Genomic DNA, 14,088 nt, shown 5'->3' on the forward strand with positions numbered 1-14,088 from the left:
AGCGTAATAGCGACTCATCAGTTCCGCCGCGCCGCCAGCCGCCCGGCCATGCACACGACCAGCCCCGCCAGCAGCAACCAGCCGTCCGGCTCGCCATGCACCGCAGGCGGCGGCATGCATGCCGGGGGCGCCGTGGGCGCCGCCGCGCCGGCGGACGATGAACAAAAGAGGAAGACAGGGAGGAAAAGAAGGGTTCGCATGGCGCACAGGAGCTTTGTCGGGATCAGCAGCTTCAGGCATGAAGCGGACCCGGCCTGTGCGCCAGCGCAGGCGTGCGCGCAAAAAAAACCGGGGCAGCGCCCCGGTCCTGGCCAGCAAGACGTTTACTCGATCTTGGTCAGGGTGATCTCGAAGACCAGGCCATTGCCGCCCGGAATACCGTTGGAGCCTTTATCGCCATAGCCCAGGCTTGCCGGCACTTCGATGGTGCGCTTGCCGCCTACCTTCATGCCGAGCACGCCCTGCTGGAAGCCGGGGATGACGCTCGTCGAGCCGAGCAGGAAGGAGAAGCTGTTCGACTCGAGCTGGGTGCCCTTGTGGTCGGCAAGCGCAGTGTTGTACAGCCACAGGGTATAGGTGACGGTGGCGGTCTTGCCGTTGACGGCTTCGGCCCCGGTGCCCAGGACGTTGTCGGTCTTGACCAGTGCGGTCGGGTTGTTCGGATTGACGACAGGTGCACTGGAATCGTCGCCACCGCCGCCGCAGGCGGTCAGGCTCAGGAGGGCAACAAAGGCGGCGATCAGGGGGAACTTCAGTTTCATGGGGCGGGTCCTTGGGTACGGAGGTGCGGAAAGTTTATGCAGCGAAACTCCAAACCTTACCCGAGCCCTCCGCGGGCGTCTATCCCTGGACTGTCCGCCTTTTGTATTTTTCTGTAATTAAATATTAAATCTCTACCTGCGTGCCGAGCTCGATCACCCGGTTGGGCGGGATCTGGTAATAATCGGCCGCGGCGCGTGCATTGCGCGACAACATCACGAACAGGTGCTCGCGCCATGGCGCCATGCCGCCGCCCGGGGCCGAGATCACGGTCTGGCGCGCGATGAAGAAGGAGGTCTCCATCATCTCGAAGGTCAAGCCCAGTCCGCCGCACTGGCGCAGGATGCCGGGGATGTCCGGCTCGTCCTTGAAGCCGTACTGGACGTCGAGCTGGAAGCAGTTGTGGCCGAGCTCCGCCACCGCGACCTGCTCTTCCGCCGGCACCCAGGGCACTTCGCGCATGTGCACGGTGAGAAAGACGACGCGTTCGTGCAGGACCTTGTTGTGCGACAGGTTGTGCAGCAGCGCATGCGGCACGCCGTCGCTCTCGCCGCGCAGGAACAGCGCGGTGCCCGGCACGCGCGCCGGCGGCGCCACGAACAGCGACTCCATGAAGGCCTCCAGCGGGATCGCATGCTTTTCCAGGTTCTCGAACACCAGCTCGCGGCCGCGCTTCCAGGTCAGCATCAGGGTCAGCAGGATGGTGCCGAGCAGCAGCGGGAACCAGCCGCCGTGCAAGAGCTTGAGCGTGGTCGACGAGAACAGCAGCACGTCGATCACCAGGAAGAAGCCGGTCGCGCCCACGCACACCACCAGCGGCAGGTGCCAGCGGTAGCGGGTGACGAAGAAGGTCAGGATGGTGGTCGCCATCATGGTCGCGGTCACGGCGATGCCGTAGGCGCCGGCCAGCCCGTCCGAGGAACCGAAGCCGATCACGGCGATCAGCACGATGGCCAGCTGCAGCCAGTTGACGGCCGGGATGTAGATCTGGCCGATCTCGCTTTCCGAGGTGTGCAGGATGCGCATGCGCGGCAGCAGGCCCAGCGCGATCGCCTGCTTGGTCATCGAATAGGTGCCGGAGATGGTCGCCTGCGAGGCGATCACGGCCGCCATGGTCGACAGGATCACCAGCGGGATCACGCTCCAGGTGCCGAGCTGGTGGAAGAAGGGATTCTCGACCGCGCTCGGATCATTGATCAGGAGGCCGCCCTGGCCGAGGTAATTCAGCACCAGGGCCGGGTAGGCGATCGCGAACCAGGCCAGGCGGATCGGCTTGCGCCCGAAATGGCCCATGTCGGCGTACAGGGCCTCGGCCCCGGTGATCGCCAGCACCACCGCGCCCAGCGCCACGAAAGCGAGCAGCTTGTTCTCGAGCATGAAGTGCAGCGCATGGTAGGGATTGAGCGCGTTCAGGATCACCGGCGTGGCGATGATGTTGATGACGCCCATGGTCGCCAGCGTGATGAACCAGACCAGCATGACCGGCCCGAAGAAGCGGCCGATGCCGGCAGTGCCGTGGCGCTGCACGCTGTAGAGAAGCACCAGCACCACCACCGCCAGCGGCACCACGTAGTGCGACATGCCGGGCGCCGCCACTTCCAGGCCCTCGATCGCGCCCAGCACCGAGATCGCCGGCGTGATCACGCTGTCGCCGTAGAACATGGTGGCGCCCAGCACGCCGATGACCAGCAGCGGGAAATGCCAGCGCGAGGCCTTGGTGACCGAATTGGTGGCCAGGGCCATCAAGGCCATGATGCCGCCTTCGCCACGATTGTCGGCGCGCAGCACCAGCGTGACGTACTTGAGCGAGACGATGATCGTCAGGCTCCAGAAGATCAGGGAAATGATGCCGAGGATGTTGGGAGTGTTGAGGGGGAGGCCGTGCTCGTGGTGGAAGATCGCGCGCAGGGTATAGAGCGGACTGGTGCCGATATCGCCGTAGACGATGCCGATGGCGGCCAGCGTCAGCGCCGCGACGCTGCTCTTCTTGTTTTCGGTACTCAAGTTTGCACCATGATGTTGTTATTGGTGCGGCGCACCATAGGTTAACGGCAAAAAAATTGCAAGAAGATTCGTAATGACATGGTACACCTGCGGAATACCGCTTGCGCCTGCAGAGAAATTGCGCATCAGGGATAATGTCACCCCAGCAATCGCCCTCCTTTTCTCCCCATGCGCTCCGGTATCCTGTCCGCCGCCCTCGCCTTCCTGTGCTGGGGGCTGTTCCCTATTTATTTCCATGCGCTCGGCGACGTGCCGCCGGTGCAGATCCTGGCGCATCGGGTGCTGTGGTCGCTCGGCTTCCTGCTAGTCGTGCTGGCCTTGCGGCGCCAGTGGAAATGGCTGTCTCAGGTACGCCAGCCGCGCGTGTTCTGGAGCTTTGCCGCCTCGGCCTTGCTGCTGTCGGCCAACTGGCTGGTGTATATCTGGGCGGTCAAGAACGGCCACGTCATCGAGGCCAGCCTCGGCTACTTCATCAATCCGCTGGTGAACATCATGTTCGGCTATCTGCTGCTGAAGGAACGCATGCGTCCCGCGCAATGGGGGGCGATCGCGATCGCCGCGCTGGGCGTGGGCTGGCTGACTTGGCAGTCGGGCTCGGTGCCCTGGATCGCGCTGGTGCTGGCCGCCACATTCGGCGCCTACGGCCTGCTGCGCAAGACCGCGGCACTCGGCGCCCTCGAGGGCCTGTCCTTTGAGACCATGGTGCTGTTTCCGTTCGCGGCCGCCTACGTCGGCTGGCTGAGCGTGACCGGCGACAATGCCTTCGTCAATGCGCCGCTGGACGCGACCCGCATCCTCCTGGTCCTGGCCGGCCCGATCACGGCGATCCCGCTGCTGCTGTTCGCCACCGGCGCGCGCAAGATCCCCCTGTCGATCCTGGGCCTGCTGCAGTACCTGTCGCCGACCATCCAGTTCCTGCTGGGCGTGTGGCTGTTCCATGAAGCCTTCAGCAGCGACCGCCTGGTCGGCTTCCTGATGATCTGGGCTGCGCTGGCGCTGTTCGCCGGCGAAGGCTTGCTGCGCAGCCGTAGCAAACCGGCCTGATCTCCGCCGGACGCAAGAAACACTGTGTCCGGCGCAGGTTCTGTCGTATCCTGTGCACCTTAAACAACACCAGAGTTAAAGCATGGCCAATTACGTCTATACCATGAATCGCGTGGGCAAAATCGTCCCGCCAAAACGTCAAATCCTGAAAGATATTTCCCTGTCCTTCTTCCCGGGTGCGAAGATCGGCGTGCTGGGCCTGAACGGCTCGGGCAAGTCGACCCTGCTGAAGATCATGGCCGGCATCGACACCGACATCCAGGGCGAAGCGCGCCCGATGCCGGGCCTGAACATCGGCTACCTGCCGCAGGAACCGCAGCTCGATCCGGAAAAGACCGTGCGCCAGGAAGTGGAAAGCGGCCTGGGCGAAGCCTTCGAAGCGCAAGCCAAGCTGGAAGCCGTGTACGCCGCCTATGCGGAGGAAGACGCGGACTTCGACGCCCTCGCCAAGGAGCAGGAGCGTCTGGAAGCCATCATTTCCGCGGCCGACGGCGGCAACCTGAACCTGCAGATGGAAATGGCCGCCGATGCGCTGCGCCTGCCGCCGTGGGACCAGAAGATCGGCGTGCTGTCGGGTGGCGAGAAGCGCCGCGTGGCGCTGTGCAAGCTGCTGCTGAGTAAACCGGACATGCTGCTGCTGGACGAACCGACCAACCACCTGGACGCCGAATCGGTCGAGTGGCTGGAGCAGTTCCTGCTGCGCTTCCCGGGCACCGTGGTCGGCATTACCCACGACCGCTACTTCCTGGACAACGCCGCCGAATGGATCCTGGAACTGGACCGCGGTTCGGGCATCCCATGGAAAGGCAACTACTCCTCGTGGCTGGACCAGAAGCAGGCGCGCCTGAAGCAGGAAGAAGCGACCGAATCGGCACGCCAGAAGGCACTGGCCAAAGAGCTGGAATGGGCGCGCCAGAACCCGAAGGCACGCCAGGCCAAGTCCAAGGCCCGCCTGGCCCGCTTCAACGAGCTGAGCGAATTCGAATACCAGAAGCGCAACGAGACCCAGGAGATCTTCATCCCCGTGGCCGAGCGCCTGGGCAATGAAGTCATCGAGTTCAAGAACGTCTCGAAAGCTTTCGGCGACCGCCTGCTGATCGACAACCTGTCCTTCACCGTGCCGCCGGGCGCGATCGTCGGCATCATCGGCCCGAACGGCGCCGGTAAGTCGACCCTGTTCAAGATGATCGCGGGCAAAGAGCAGCCGGACAGCGGCGAAGTCGTGATCGGCAAGACCGCCAAGGTCTCGCTGGTCGACCAGAGCCGCGACGAGCTCGCCAACAACAAGACCGTGTTCGAGGACGTCACCGGCGGCGCCGACTTGCTGAGCGTGGGCCGCTTCGAGATGCCGTCGCGCGCCTATCTCGGCCGCTTCAACTTCAAGGGTTCCGACCAGCAGAAGGTGGTCGGCAACCTGTCGGGCGGCGAACGCGGCCGCCTGCACCTGGCCAAGACCCTGCTGCAAGGCGGCAACGTGCTGCTGCTGGACGAACCGTCGAACGACCTCGACGTGGAAACCCTGCGCGCGCTGGAAGACGCCCTGCTCGAGTTCGCCGGCAGCGTGATGGTGATCTCGCACGACCGCTGGTTCCTGGACCGCATCGCGACCCACATCCTGGCCTTCGAAGGCAATTCGCAAGTCACCTTCTTCGACGGTAACTATCAGGAATACGAAGCCGACAAGAAGAAGCGCCTGGGCGAAGAAGGCGCCAAGCCGAAGCGTATTCGCTACAAGCCGCTGACGACCTGAGCTCATCAGTAAGTATTTGTTATATAAAAGAAAACCCCGCAGTTGCGGGGTTTTTTTATCACCGGAAACGAACGCGGCTTCGAAACCGCTGTGTGTAAAATCCTTGGCGATTAGGCCATGTGGCCTGCGATGTCCGCTGCCTTTGCAAGGCATGGACTGACGGAGCCTATGATTGATTACCGCAACAACCGCGTCCCGGGCGGGACCTTCTTTTTCACGGTGCGACTGCTCGAACGCGGCAGCACCCTGCTGACAGACCATATCTCCGCCTTCGGCGAAGCCATGCGCCTGGCGCGCGTGCGCAAGCCCTTCCATGTCGATGCCTGGGTGGTCCTGCCGGACCATGCGCATGCGATGTGGACGCTGCCGCCGGGCGACCACGACTGCTCGAGCCGCTGGCGCGCGGTCAAGATCGCCTTTTCCAAGGCCTTGCGCAAGTCAACCATGCCGGAGGCAACCGACGGCACGATCTGGGAACGCCACTACCAGCACTACCGGGTCGGCGACGACGACGAGTACGCGGCGCTGGTCGACTACACCCACCTCGATGCGGTACGGCACGGCTTCTGCAGCCATCCGCGCGAGTGGCCGTGGTCCTCGCTGCACCGCTTCCTGAGTAGCGGCCACGCGATGCCGGCGCCGGAACTGGTCGTGCCGCCCTGGGTGCACCGCCCGCAGCCGCACGGCTACGCGCGCTTGTAGGAAAAACAAAAGGCCCCGCAGGGCCTTTTGTCCTTGGAGCGATGGGCGTTTAGAAAGCGTACTTGGCGCCGATGGTCCAGACGTCGGCCTTCGCGCCGAAGTCCTTGCTCTTGCCATAGCGCTCGTATTCGCCGATCAGCGACACGTTCTGGTTCAGCTTGTACTCCGCGCCGAGCGCGCCATAAGCCTCGGTCTTGCTGCGGCTCATGTTTTGCGAGGCATTGATCAGTTCCAGTTCGCTCTTGGTGCGCGCCGCGCCGAGCTTGCCGTAGACCGAGAACTGCTCGTTGACCGGCAGGGTGGCCTTGGCCGCCAGGTAGAAGGCGTGGCCATCGGTCTCGCCGCGGTTGTTCACGCCGCCGATCGAATAGTTGACGTCCGACTTGCGAAAGTCGGTATAGCCCGCTTCGACACCCCAGTTCTGGTCGAACTCATAGCCGCCGAAGATCTTGCCGGAGGCCTTGTAGCCTTCGGTATCGACATTGGTCGCGCCAGACATCTTGAAGTCATGATCGGCGCTTGCCACACCGGCGCCGACATAGGCGCGTGGCGCGGTGGTCTGGGCCTGGGCCGCCGACATGGCGGCCGCGGATGCGATCAGTGCAACGATGAGCTTTTTCATGCGAATCCTTTTACTTTGGCTGGTTCGCGATTCCCATTGAATCGCGATACTGCCAAGGTAGCATCGGTTTCGCTTTATTAAAGTCCCAAGGCCGTAAAAACTGTAAGCAGTTGTAAATTACTGACTCAAGCGTTAGATAATTCTCCAAAAAGATACGGAAAGTAGCGTGCTGATTAGACGATGTTGCGGAAAGTTAGGTTCAGGCGGGCGCCGACGGGCTTGGTCGTTTTGTTGATCCCGTGCATCCAGTTAGCCTGCATCGGGCCGGCCATGAACAGCAGGCTGCCGTCTGTCAGCGGCAGTTTCAGGGTCTCTTTCGTGCGTTTGTGGCGCAGGACGAAGGGCCTGGTTGCGCCGAAACTGACCGAGGCGATGGCCGGCTGCGGGCCCAGCTCCGGTTCATCGTCGCTGTGCATGCCCATGCTGTCCCGGCCGTTGCGGTAGTAGTTCAGGAGCACGCTGTTGTAGCGCCGGCCGGTGGCCGCCTCGGCTGCGCGGCGGATGGTGTCGAGCAGCGGCGTGAACGGCAGCGGCGCCAGGCTCAGGCCCGAATAGCGGTAGCCCTTCTCGCCATGCCAGGCGCTCAGGCGCGGCTGCAGGTGGCGCTTGCCGTAGACGACGACGGTTTCCTCGCGCCAAGCGGTTTCTTCGATCAGGCGCGCCAGCACCACCTTGTTCGGCCAGGGCAGCGGCAACTGGGGCAGGAAGGCCAGTTCCCCATCGCGGATGGGAATCGGGGCAAGCGTGCTGGCTGAGGTAAACAAGTCCATTGTGCAATAACTGTGGCTATGATGACGGTTTTCCGCCACCACCTTATTTTCGCATGGACAAACGTCACTTCCTGGGCGCGGCACTTGCCTCGGTCGCCCTGCCCGCCATTGCCGCGCCAGCCCCGGCGCCGGCCGGCGGACCTGCCCTGCTCACCATCACGGGGGATATCAAGCGCAGCAACCGCGCTGCCCTCGACCCGGTACGCGACCAGATGATGTTCAAGCAGAAGCTGGCCTTCACGCGCGCCTTCGCGCTGGATTTCGCGGCGATCGCGGCCTTGCCGGTCCAGACGATCCGGCCGACGCTGGAATACGACGGCAAGCCGCATACCCTGCGCGGACCGCTGCTGCTTGAGGTACTGGCCCTGGCCGGTGTGCGTGCCGGCGACGCCGGCAAGGTCCTCCTGCGTGCGGTGGACGGCTATGCCGCCGCCGTCCCGATGGGCCAGCTGCGTGCCTGGAAATTCATCGTCGCGACCCATCTCGACGGGCAGCCGATGGCGTTGGGCGGATTGGGGCCCTTGTGGGCGGTGTACGACGCGGACCGCGTGCCGGAGATGGCGGCGCGGCCGGTCAGGGAGCGCTTCGGGGCTTGCCCCTGGGCACTGTATCACATCGAGGTGTCAGCGGATCAGGCGTAGGCTTCCGCTAAACTCATGACGCGCGGCGTGACGGTGACGCCGACATTGCCGAACAGGGTTTCGATCGCCGCCAGGTTGGCCTTGCATTCCTCGGCTTTCCAGCCGTTGAACAGGTCGGTGCCGTCCTTCTGAAAGTGCAGGTCCAGCACCTTGCCCTTGTCCTTGTGGACGTAGCTTTGCTGGTGGGTGTTCTTGAAGCCGAGTTCGGCCAGGCCCGCCAGCACGGTTTGCGGCGGATTGTCCGGATCGGTCGCCAGGAAGACACCGAAGGTCTTGCCCGGCGGTTTGGCGGCAACGTCGACTTCATAAATGCCCGGGGCCTTGGTGACGCTGGTGCTCTTCAGGAACAGCATAGGTTCTCCTTCTCCTCTTGCCCGCGCGGCCATGCTGGCGGGCGGAGCGGTTATTGGTATCAGCGTCCTAGCTTATTGCTCTACGGGAACTTTGTCGATGACTGTATGCACTTTTTTGGCGTTAGCGCAGTAACAGCCCCCACACGGTGCCGCCAATTAACAACGCGCAAGCCAACATCCCTGTAATAAACCCCAGTTCGCGCTTCGCCGGATCGCGGTAGTAGCCGAGCGCGTAGGCGATACGGCCCAGGCACCACAGCAGGCCGCCGGCCGCCGCCCACAGGTCGCCCAGGTAGAAGGCGCACAGCCACAGCGGCACCAGCACCAGGGGCAGCTGTTCGAGGGTATTGGCCTGTACGCGCTGGCAGCGCAAGAACTCTTCCGGCCCTTCCATCATCGGCGCCGGCACATCGTGGCGAATACGGGCACGGCCGGCATTCACGCCGGTCCAGAAATAGACGCCGAGCGCGGCCAGGGTGGCCCAGGCGGTGAAGAACATCGGAACTCCTGTGGATAAAGCTTTGGATAAGAACATGGAAAGGCCTTGGAAAAACCGGGGAAAAGCGCGTGGATAAACCTTGGATAAGGGCCTGGACAAGCGCTGGATAAGCGGTGGGATATCCCGTGGAAAAGCGCTGGATAAGCCCTGGATAAGTTCAGGATTCGCCGCGCTTGCGGCGCGCCAGCTCGGCGGTCGGCGGCACCAGCGCTTCGTACAGGCGGCCGGTGGCGGCATCCCAGCGCGCAACCGCCTCCTGCTGGCGCGCCACGGTGGCGAAGTCGCCGCGCGCTACCGGTCCGCTGAGCGCCGCTTCAGGGCCCAGGCGGAACACGTTGGCCAAGGCTTCGGTGGCGAGCGGCCGCGCCAGTTCGCGCGCCACGCTTGCTGGCACGCCGGCCGCCTCATAGGCGCGCAAGGCGGCGTCGACCACCGTCACCAGGTAATTCGACGCGAACACCGCGGCCGCGTGGTAGACCGTCTTGGCGGCCGGGTCGATGCGCACCAGGCGCGCACCGATCGCCGCGAAGGCCGGCTCCAGCAGCGCCAGCGCTTCCTGGTCGCCCTCGATGCCGCAGAAGGTGCCGGCGAAATCCGCGGCCACGGCTTGCGGGTCGGCGAAGCTGCGCACCGGATGCACGCTGGCGACGTGGGCGCCGGCAGCGCGCGCCGCCTGCAATTCGCCGGAGGCCTTGGCGCCGCTACAGTGGAACACGACCGCTCCCGCCAGCTCCCCGCGCGCCGCCAGCGCCTCGCAGGCGGGCACGATGGCATCGTCGCCCACGGCCAGCATCCACACCCGGGCCGGGCGCATCTGCGCGAGCGTGATGCAGGCCTGGCCGGCGCCGATGAAATCGACCGCCTCGCGGGCGCTGGCGGCGTTGCGGGTCAGGACGTCCTGCACGGTGAAGGCGCCGCCGGCCGCGAACAGGCGCCCGAGCGCGCGGCCGACGTGGCCGGCGCCCACCAGGTTCAGCGTCGCCACCTCAGAAACCGGAGCCGGGAAGCGCGAGGTAGGCCAGCTCTTCCGGCGACGAAGCGCGGCCGAGGATGGTGTTACGGTGCGGGAAGCGGCCGAAGCGGGCGATCACGCCGCGGTGGCGGTGCGCGTAATCCAGCGCCTCGGCGAAGCCTTCGTGCTGGGCGGCCAGCTCGGTGAACAGGGTCACGGCCTGCTCCTGCATGCGCGCGTCCTCCGCGTGCTCGAAGGGCATGTAGACGAACTGGCGCTCGACCGGAGAGAGCGACTGGTAGCCGCCCGAATCCACCAGCTGCTGCGCGCTGGCCAGCGCCAGCGTGTCGCCGGCGAAGGATTCCGGCTTGCCGCGGAAGGCGTTGCGGGTGAACTGGTCGAGCACCAGAATGCGCGCCAGCGCGCCGCGCGGCCCGAGCTCGTCCCATTCGCGCAGCCCGCCCGCCAGCGCCTGGTGGATGAGGGCGCCGAAGCGCTCGCGCAGCGCCGCATCGAAGGCCTCGTCCTTGCGGAACCATTCGATGCGCTGTTTACCATGGCCTTCGCTGCCTTGCGGCAGGAACCAGAAATCGAGAACGTCTTGTGCTTGCATTGATGACCCCCAGTTCTGAATAAACCGATTTATTGTTGTTGGATTTTTCTTAATTACGGGCGTGCGACAGCTGGAAGGCTTCCAGTCCCTCGAAAGCGGCCAGCTCCTGCGCCAGTTCCGACAAGGGCGCGCCGCTGCGGTTCGACAGCGCCAGCGCCACGAAGCGCCATTCCTGGCGGCCTTCGTCGCTGCTGATGGTGAGCGAGCTGCCCGCGATCTCGTAGCCGCGCTCGAGCGCGGCCTGGCGCAGGATCTCTTCGCGCGGCATCACCTGCGGCTTGAAGCGCATGCGCACCGCCACCGCATGGCGCGAAGGCAGGATGGTTTCCAGGCGGTTCAGGTAGATCATGATCATGCCCGAGAAGAAGGCCAGGCCCATGGCCGCCAGGTAGAAGCCGACGCCGACCAGGATGCCGATCGCGGACGAGGCCCAGATCGAGGCGGCCGTGGTCAGGCCGCTGATGTTGAAGCCCTCGCGCATGATGACGCCGGCGCCGAGGAAGCCGATGCCGGTCACCACGCCCTGGATGATGCGGGTCGGGTCGACCGGCGCCAGCACGCCGCCATGGCCGCCGTACCAGAAGTCCGGGTAGCCGGCCAGGATGGTCAGCGCGGCCGAGGCCATGCACACCAGGCCATAGGTGCGCATGCCGGCGGCGCGGCCGTGGTAGGCGCGTTCATAGCCGACCAGCAGGCCGAGCGCCAGCGCGCCGGCCAGGTGCAGCAGGATCAGGCCATTGGTGATGATGCTGGATTCGGACCAGTAGGCAGCCAGCAGGGCATTCGAGGGCATGGCGGGTCGTCACGCTCCCGGCTTCTTGCGCACCAGCTGCTTCTCGAAAGCCTCGTCGTGCTTGCTGATCCGCTTGACCTCCTGCGGACCGAGGCCGTTCACGAAGGCGACGAAGTCGTCCAGCTCGAGCGGCGCATTGAGCGCGGGCGCGCCCGGGGCTTCGGACAGGTAGAACAGCCCGTCGCCGGTGCGCGCCATCGAATACGCGGCATTCCCGGTGCGCTTCTTGAGACGCTCGACCGCCGCGCTGGCGCGGGTGGAACGGGAGCTCGCCATCAGATCGCCTCCGTGCGTGTCAAGAGCCAGTCGCGCGCCGTGCCGGTCACGTGCTGCTCGAGGCGTGCACGCACCGTGGCGTGGTAGGCGTTCAGCCACGCGATCTCGTCTTCGCGCAGCAGCGAGCGATCCAGCGGACGGGTGTCGATCGGGCACAGGGTGAGCGTCTCGAAGCCCAGGTATTCGCCGAACTCGGTATTGTCCACCACCCGGTTCAGCACCAGGTTCTCGATGCGGATGCCCCAGCGGCCCGGGCGGTAGATGCCCGGCTCGATCGAGGTGATCATGCCCGGCTCCATCGCGGTATGCGGGTCCGGCGGCACACTAGGGGAAATGGTCTGCGGACCTTCGTGCACGTTCAGGAAGTAGCCGACGCCGTGGCCGGTGCCGTGGCCGTAGTCGATGCCGGCGGCCCAGATCGGTGCGCGCGCGATCGCGTCCAGCATCGGCGAACGGGTGCCGCGCGGGAAGCGCGTCGCGGACAGGTTGATCAGGCCCTTCAGCACCAGCGTGTAGTCGCGCTTCTGCGCTTCGCTCGGGGTGCCGACCGGGATCACGCGCGTGATGTCGGTGGTGCCGCCCAGGTACTGGCCGCCCGAATCGATCAGCAGCAGGCCGTCGCCCTCGATCGTCGCGCAGGTCTCCTGCGCGGCGCGGTAGTGCATGATCGCGCCGTTGCTGTTGAAGCCGGCGATGGTCGAGAAGCTCGGGCTGATGAAGTTGGGACGGCGCGCACGGCTTGCCGTGATATGGGCGTCGATCGCCACCTCGTCCAGCGGCGCGCGGCCCGGGTTGGCCAGTTCGGCTTCCAGCCAGGAGAAGAATTCGCACAACGCCGCGCCGTCCTGCTCCATGGCGGCGCGCACGTTGACCGCTTCGCTATCGCGCTTGCGCGACTTGGCGAAGGTGGTCGGGTTGATCGCTTCCACCACGTTTACGCCCTGCGTCACCGCGGCGCGCATGCCGGCGGTCACCCGGCGCGGGTCGAGCAGCAGGGTAGCGCCGTCCGGCAGCGCGCTCAGCGCGGTGGCGGCATTGGCGTACGGCGCCAGGTGTACGCCGTCGGACTCGAGACGCGCACGCACCTCAGCCGGCACCTTGCCTTCGCCCACGAACAGGGTCGCATCGGCGCGGCCGATCAGCGCATGCGCCAGGAACACCGGATTGAAGCTGACGTCGGCGCCGCGCAGGTTGAACAGGTAGGCGATGTCGTCCAGTGTCGAGATGAAGTGGAAGCCGGCGCCGTGGTGTTCCATGGCGGCGCGGGTCGCAGCCAGCTTCTCAAGGCGGCTCATGGTCGCGTAGGGCGGCAGGTGCTCGAACACCGGGTCGGCCGGCAATGCCGGGCGGTCCTGCCAGACCTCGTCGAGCAGGTCGATATCGGTACGCAGCGCGATGCCCTTGGCCGACAGTGCGTCCGACAAGAGGCGCGCGCCGGCCAGGCCGAGCACACGCGCATCCACCGCGACGGTCTGGCCGGTGCTCAGGTTCGCCGCCAGCCAGTCCACGTGCATCTGGCTTGCCGCGCCCGGGATCTTCATCAGGGCGATCTCGCTGCCGGCCAGCTCGGTCTCGGCCTGGGTCCAGTAGCGGCCATCGGTCCACACGCCGGCAAAGTTGGCGGTGGCGATGAAGGTGCCGACCGAGCCGGTGAAGCCCGACAGCCACTCCCTGCCCTTCCAGTGCCCGGGCAGGTATTCCGACAGGTGCGGGTCGCTCGACGGCACGACAAAGGCGTCGATGCCGGCACGCGCCATTGCGCTGCGCAGCTGGGCCAGACGCTTGCTGCGGGCTTGTTCAAATTCAGTGGACATGGCTTGGGTCTTGGGTTGTTATCCTAGCCACGTATGATACGCCGAACGGCGCGTTACAATGTTGTCCGAGACGAACAAACGACCGGCGCACACGCCGGCACAGGAGACAGAATGGATTTTGAAGCGGCAAAGGCACTCTGCCGCAGCTTCCCCGGCTGCACTGAAGACACCAAGTGGGACCACGACACCGTCTTTTCGGTCGGCGCCAAGATGTTTGCCGTCACCAACAAGGACGGCCCCTCGACCGGCTTCAGCCTGAAGGCTGACGACGAGCGCTTTCTTGAACTGACCGACCGCCCCGGCATCCTCCCGGCCCCCTACCTGGCGCGCGCCAAGTGGGTGTGCGTGACGCCGGAGGCCCGGCTCGACGACGAGGAGTTCGCCACCCTGCTGCGCCGCGCGTATGAGCTTGTTTTCGCCAAGCTCACCCGCAAGCTGCAGCGTGAGATCCAGGGCGCCTGATTCCAACAGGAACGCGCCCGCCTACCCGATTGGC

Annotated in this window: 16 protein-coding genes; 5 read left to right on the top strand and 11 right to left on the bottom strand. The window is 65.2% G+C overall.

Annotation, left to right across the window (positions count from 1 at the left end; genetic code table 11):
- Positions 1-323: 323 nt before the first annotated feature.
- Together B2R83_RS18610 and B2R83_RS18615 are read right to left on the bottom strand one after the other, a co-directional pair.
- A complete protein-coding gene (locus B2R83_RS18610; RefSeq protein WP_292044122.1) occupies positions 324-761 on the bottom strand; it encodes an FKBP-type peptidyl-prolyl cis-trans isomerase in 438 nt (145 codons plus the stop codon).
- A gap of 124 nt (positions 762-885) precedes the next feature.
- Positions 886-2,763: a potassium transporter Kup gene (locus B2R83_RS18615; RefSeq protein WP_292044123.1), complete on the bottom strand. Its 1,878-nt coding sequence runs from the start codon at positions 2,761-2,763 to the stop codon at positions 886-888.
- A gap of 168 nt (positions 2,764-2,931) precedes the next feature.
- On the opposite strand from B2R83_RS18615, the gene rarD reads away from it, so the two are divergent.
- The 3 genes from rarD to B2R83_RS18630 all read left to right on the top strand — a co-directional run bounded on the left by rarD (position 2,932) and on the right by B2R83_RS18630 (position 6,259).
- Positions 2,932-3,807, top strand: coding sequence for an EamA family transporter RarD (rarD, locus tag B2R83_RS18620; protein WP_292044124.1), 876 nt, complete (start codon positions 2,932-2,934; stop codon positions 3,805-3,807).
- An 82-nt stretch (positions 3,808-3,889) separates the two neighbouring features.
- Positions 3,890-5,557 carry an energy-dependent translational throttle protein EttA gene (gene ettA, locus B2R83_RS18625; protein WP_036216780.1) on the top strand — a complete coding sequence of 556 codons (1,668 nt, stop codon included), beginning with the start codon at positions 3,890-3,892 and terminating at the stop codon, positions 5,555-5,557.
- A 168-nt stretch (positions 5,558-5,725) separates the two neighbouring features.
- Positions 5,726-6,259 (top strand): REP-associated tyrosine transposase, encoded by a 534-nt coding sequence (locus B2R83_RS18630; protein WP_292044125.1) that lies wholly within the window; start codon positions 5,726-5,728, stop codon positions 6,257-6,259.
- A 49-nt stretch (positions 6,260-6,308) separates the two neighbouring features.
- Here the strand turns inward: B2R83_RS18630 and B2R83_RS18635 are convergent, their stop codons facing one another.
- Both B2R83_RS18635 and B2R83_RS18640 read right to left on the bottom strand, forming a co-directional pair.
- A complete protein-coding gene (locus B2R83_RS18635) occupies positions 6,309-6,881 on the bottom strand; it encodes a porin family protein (protein ID WP_027864610.1) in 573 nt (190 codons plus the stop codon).
- A gap of 173 nt (positions 6,882-7,054) precedes the next feature.
- Complete coding sequence (locus tag B2R83_RS18640) at positions 7,055-7,651, bottom strand: alpha-ketoglutarate-dependent dioxygenase AlkB family protein (protein ID WP_292044126.1); 597 nt, start codon at positions 7,649-7,651, stop codon at positions 7,055-7,057.
- Between the two features lie 53 nt (positions 7,652-7,704).
- Here B2R83_RS18640 and B2R83_RS18645 point away from each other — a divergent pair, with 53 nt between their 5' ends.
- On the top strand, positions 7,705-8,292 hold the full coding sequence (locus B2R83_RS18645) for a molybdopterin-dependent oxidoreductase (RefSeq protein WP_292044127.1): 588 nt from the start codon (positions 7,705-7,707) through the stop codon (positions 8,290-8,292).
- Here the strand turns inward: B2R83_RS18645 and B2R83_RS18650 are convergent.
- The 7 genes from B2R83_RS18650 to B2R83_RS18680 form a co-directional block, all read right to left on the bottom strand.
- Complete coding sequence (locus B2R83_RS18650; protein WP_292044128.1) at positions 8,283-8,645, bottom strand: hypothetical protein; 363 nt, start codon at positions 8,643-8,645, stop codon at positions 8,283-8,285. The two genes, B2R83_RS18645 and B2R83_RS18650, sit on opposite strands and share 10 nt — an antisense overlap.
- Positions 8,646-8,766: 121 nt before the next feature.
- Positions 8,767-9,144, bottom strand: a complete 378-nt coding sequence (locus B2R83_RS18655) for an MAPEG family protein (RefSeq protein WP_027864614.1) — start codon at positions 9,142-9,144, stop codon at positions 8,767-8,769.
- Between the two features lie 157 nt (positions 9,145-9,301).
- Entirely contained in the window at positions 9,302-10,129 is an 828-nt protein-coding gene (locus B2R83_RS18660; protein WP_292044129.1) for a Rossmann-like and DUF2520 domain-containing protein, read from the bottom strand.
- Position 10,130: 1 nt separating this feature from the next.
- A complete protein-coding gene (locus B2R83_RS18665; protein WP_292044130.1) occupies positions 10,131-10,709 on the bottom strand; it encodes a DUF924 family protein in 579 nt (192 codons plus the stop codon).
- Positions 10,710-10,758: 49 nt separating this feature from the next.
- Positions 10,759-11,502 (bottom strand): MgtC/SapB family protein, encoded by a 744-nt coding sequence (locus tag B2R83_RS18670; RefSeq protein ID WP_292044131.1) that lies wholly within the window; start codon positions 11,500-11,502, stop codon positions 10,759-10,761.
- Between the two features lie 9 nt (positions 11,503-11,511).
- Entirely contained in the window at positions 11,512-11,778 is a 267-nt protein-coding gene (locus B2R83_RS18675) for a hypothetical protein (protein WP_036216788.1), read from the bottom strand.
- Positions 11,778-13,592, bottom strand: coding sequence for an aminopeptidase P family protein (locus tag B2R83_RS18680; RefSeq protein WP_292044132.1), 1,815 nt, complete (start codon positions 13,590-13,592; stop codon positions 11,778-11,780). The genes B2R83_RS18675 and B2R83_RS18680 overlap by 1 nt, the downstream gene beginning before the upstream one ends.
- A gap of 111 nt (positions 13,593-13,703) precedes the next feature.
- Between B2R83_RS18680 and B2R83_RS18685 the strand changes: the two genes are divergently transcribed.
- Complete coding sequence (locus B2R83_RS18685) at positions 13,704-14,054, top strand: MmcQ/YjbR family DNA-binding protein (RefSeq protein WP_292044133.1); 351 nt, start codon at positions 13,704-13,706, stop codon at positions 14,052-14,054.
- Positions 14,055-14,088: the final 34 nt, after the last annotated feature.

Source organism: Massilia sp. UBA6681 (genome assembly GCF_002454935.1).
Classification (GTDB): domain Bacteria; phylum Pseudomonadota; class Gammaproteobacteria; order Burkholderiales; family Burkholderiaceae_D; genus Telluria; species Telluria varians.

Bases quoted from the DNA above. Each gene is read 5' to 3' on its own strand.
- B2R83_RS18685 (WP_292044133.1), top strand. From the start codon at position 13,704: ATGGATTTTGAAGCGGCAAAGGCACTCTGCCGCAGCTTCCCCGGCTGC.
- B2R83_RS18645 (WP_292044127.1), top strand. From the start codon at position 7,705: ATGGACAAACGTCACTTCCTGGGCGCGGCACTTGCCTCGGTCGCCCTG.
- rarD (WP_292044124.1), top strand. From the start codon at position 2,932: ATGCGCTCCGGTATCCTGTCCGCCGCCCTCGCCTTCCTGTGCTGGGGG.
- B2R83_RS18630 (WP_292044125.1), top strand. From the start codon at position 5,726: ATGATTGATTACCGCAACAACCGCGTCCCGGGCGGGACCTTCTTTTTC.
- B2R83_RS18655 (WP_027864614.1), bottom strand. From the start codon at position 9,144: ATGTTCTTCACCGCCTGGGCCACCCTGGCCGCGCTCGGCGTCTATTTC.
- B2R83_RS18635 (WP_027864610.1), bottom strand. From the start codon at position 6,881: ATGAAAAAGCTCATCGTTGCACTGATCGCATCCGCGGCCGCCATGTCG.
- B2R83_RS18640 (WP_292044126.1), bottom strand. From the start codon at position 7,651: ATGGACTTGTTTACCTCAGCCAGCACGCTTGCCCCGATTCCCATCCGC.
- ettA (WP_036216780.1), top strand. From the start codon at position 3,890: ATGGCCAATTACGTCTATACCATGAATCGCGTGGGCAAAATCGTCCCG.
- B2R83_RS18675 (WP_036216788.1), bottom strand. From the start codon at position 11,778: ATGGCGAGCTCCCGTTCCACCCGCGCCAGCGCGGCGGTCGAGCGTCTC.
- B2R83_RS18665 (WP_292044130.1), bottom strand. From the start codon at position 10,709: ATGCAAGCACAAGACGTTCTCGATTTCTGGTTCCTGCCGCAAGGCAGC.
- B2R83_RS18680 (WP_292044132.1), bottom strand. From the start codon at position 13,592: ATGTCCACTGAATTTGAACAAGCCCGCAGCAAGCGTCTGGCCCAGCTG.
- B2R83_RS18670 (WP_292044131.1), bottom strand. From the start codon at position 11,502: ATGCCCTCGAATGCCCTGCTGGCTGCCTACTGGTCCGAATCCAGCATC.
- B2R83_RS18610 (WP_292044122.1), bottom strand. From the start codon at position 761: ATGAAACTGAAGTTCCCCCTGATCGCCGCCTTTGTTGCCCTCCTGAGC.
- B2R83_RS18650 (WP_292044128.1), bottom strand. From the start codon at position 8,645: ATGCTGTTCCTGAAGAGCACCAGCGTCACCAAGGCCCCGGGCATTTAT.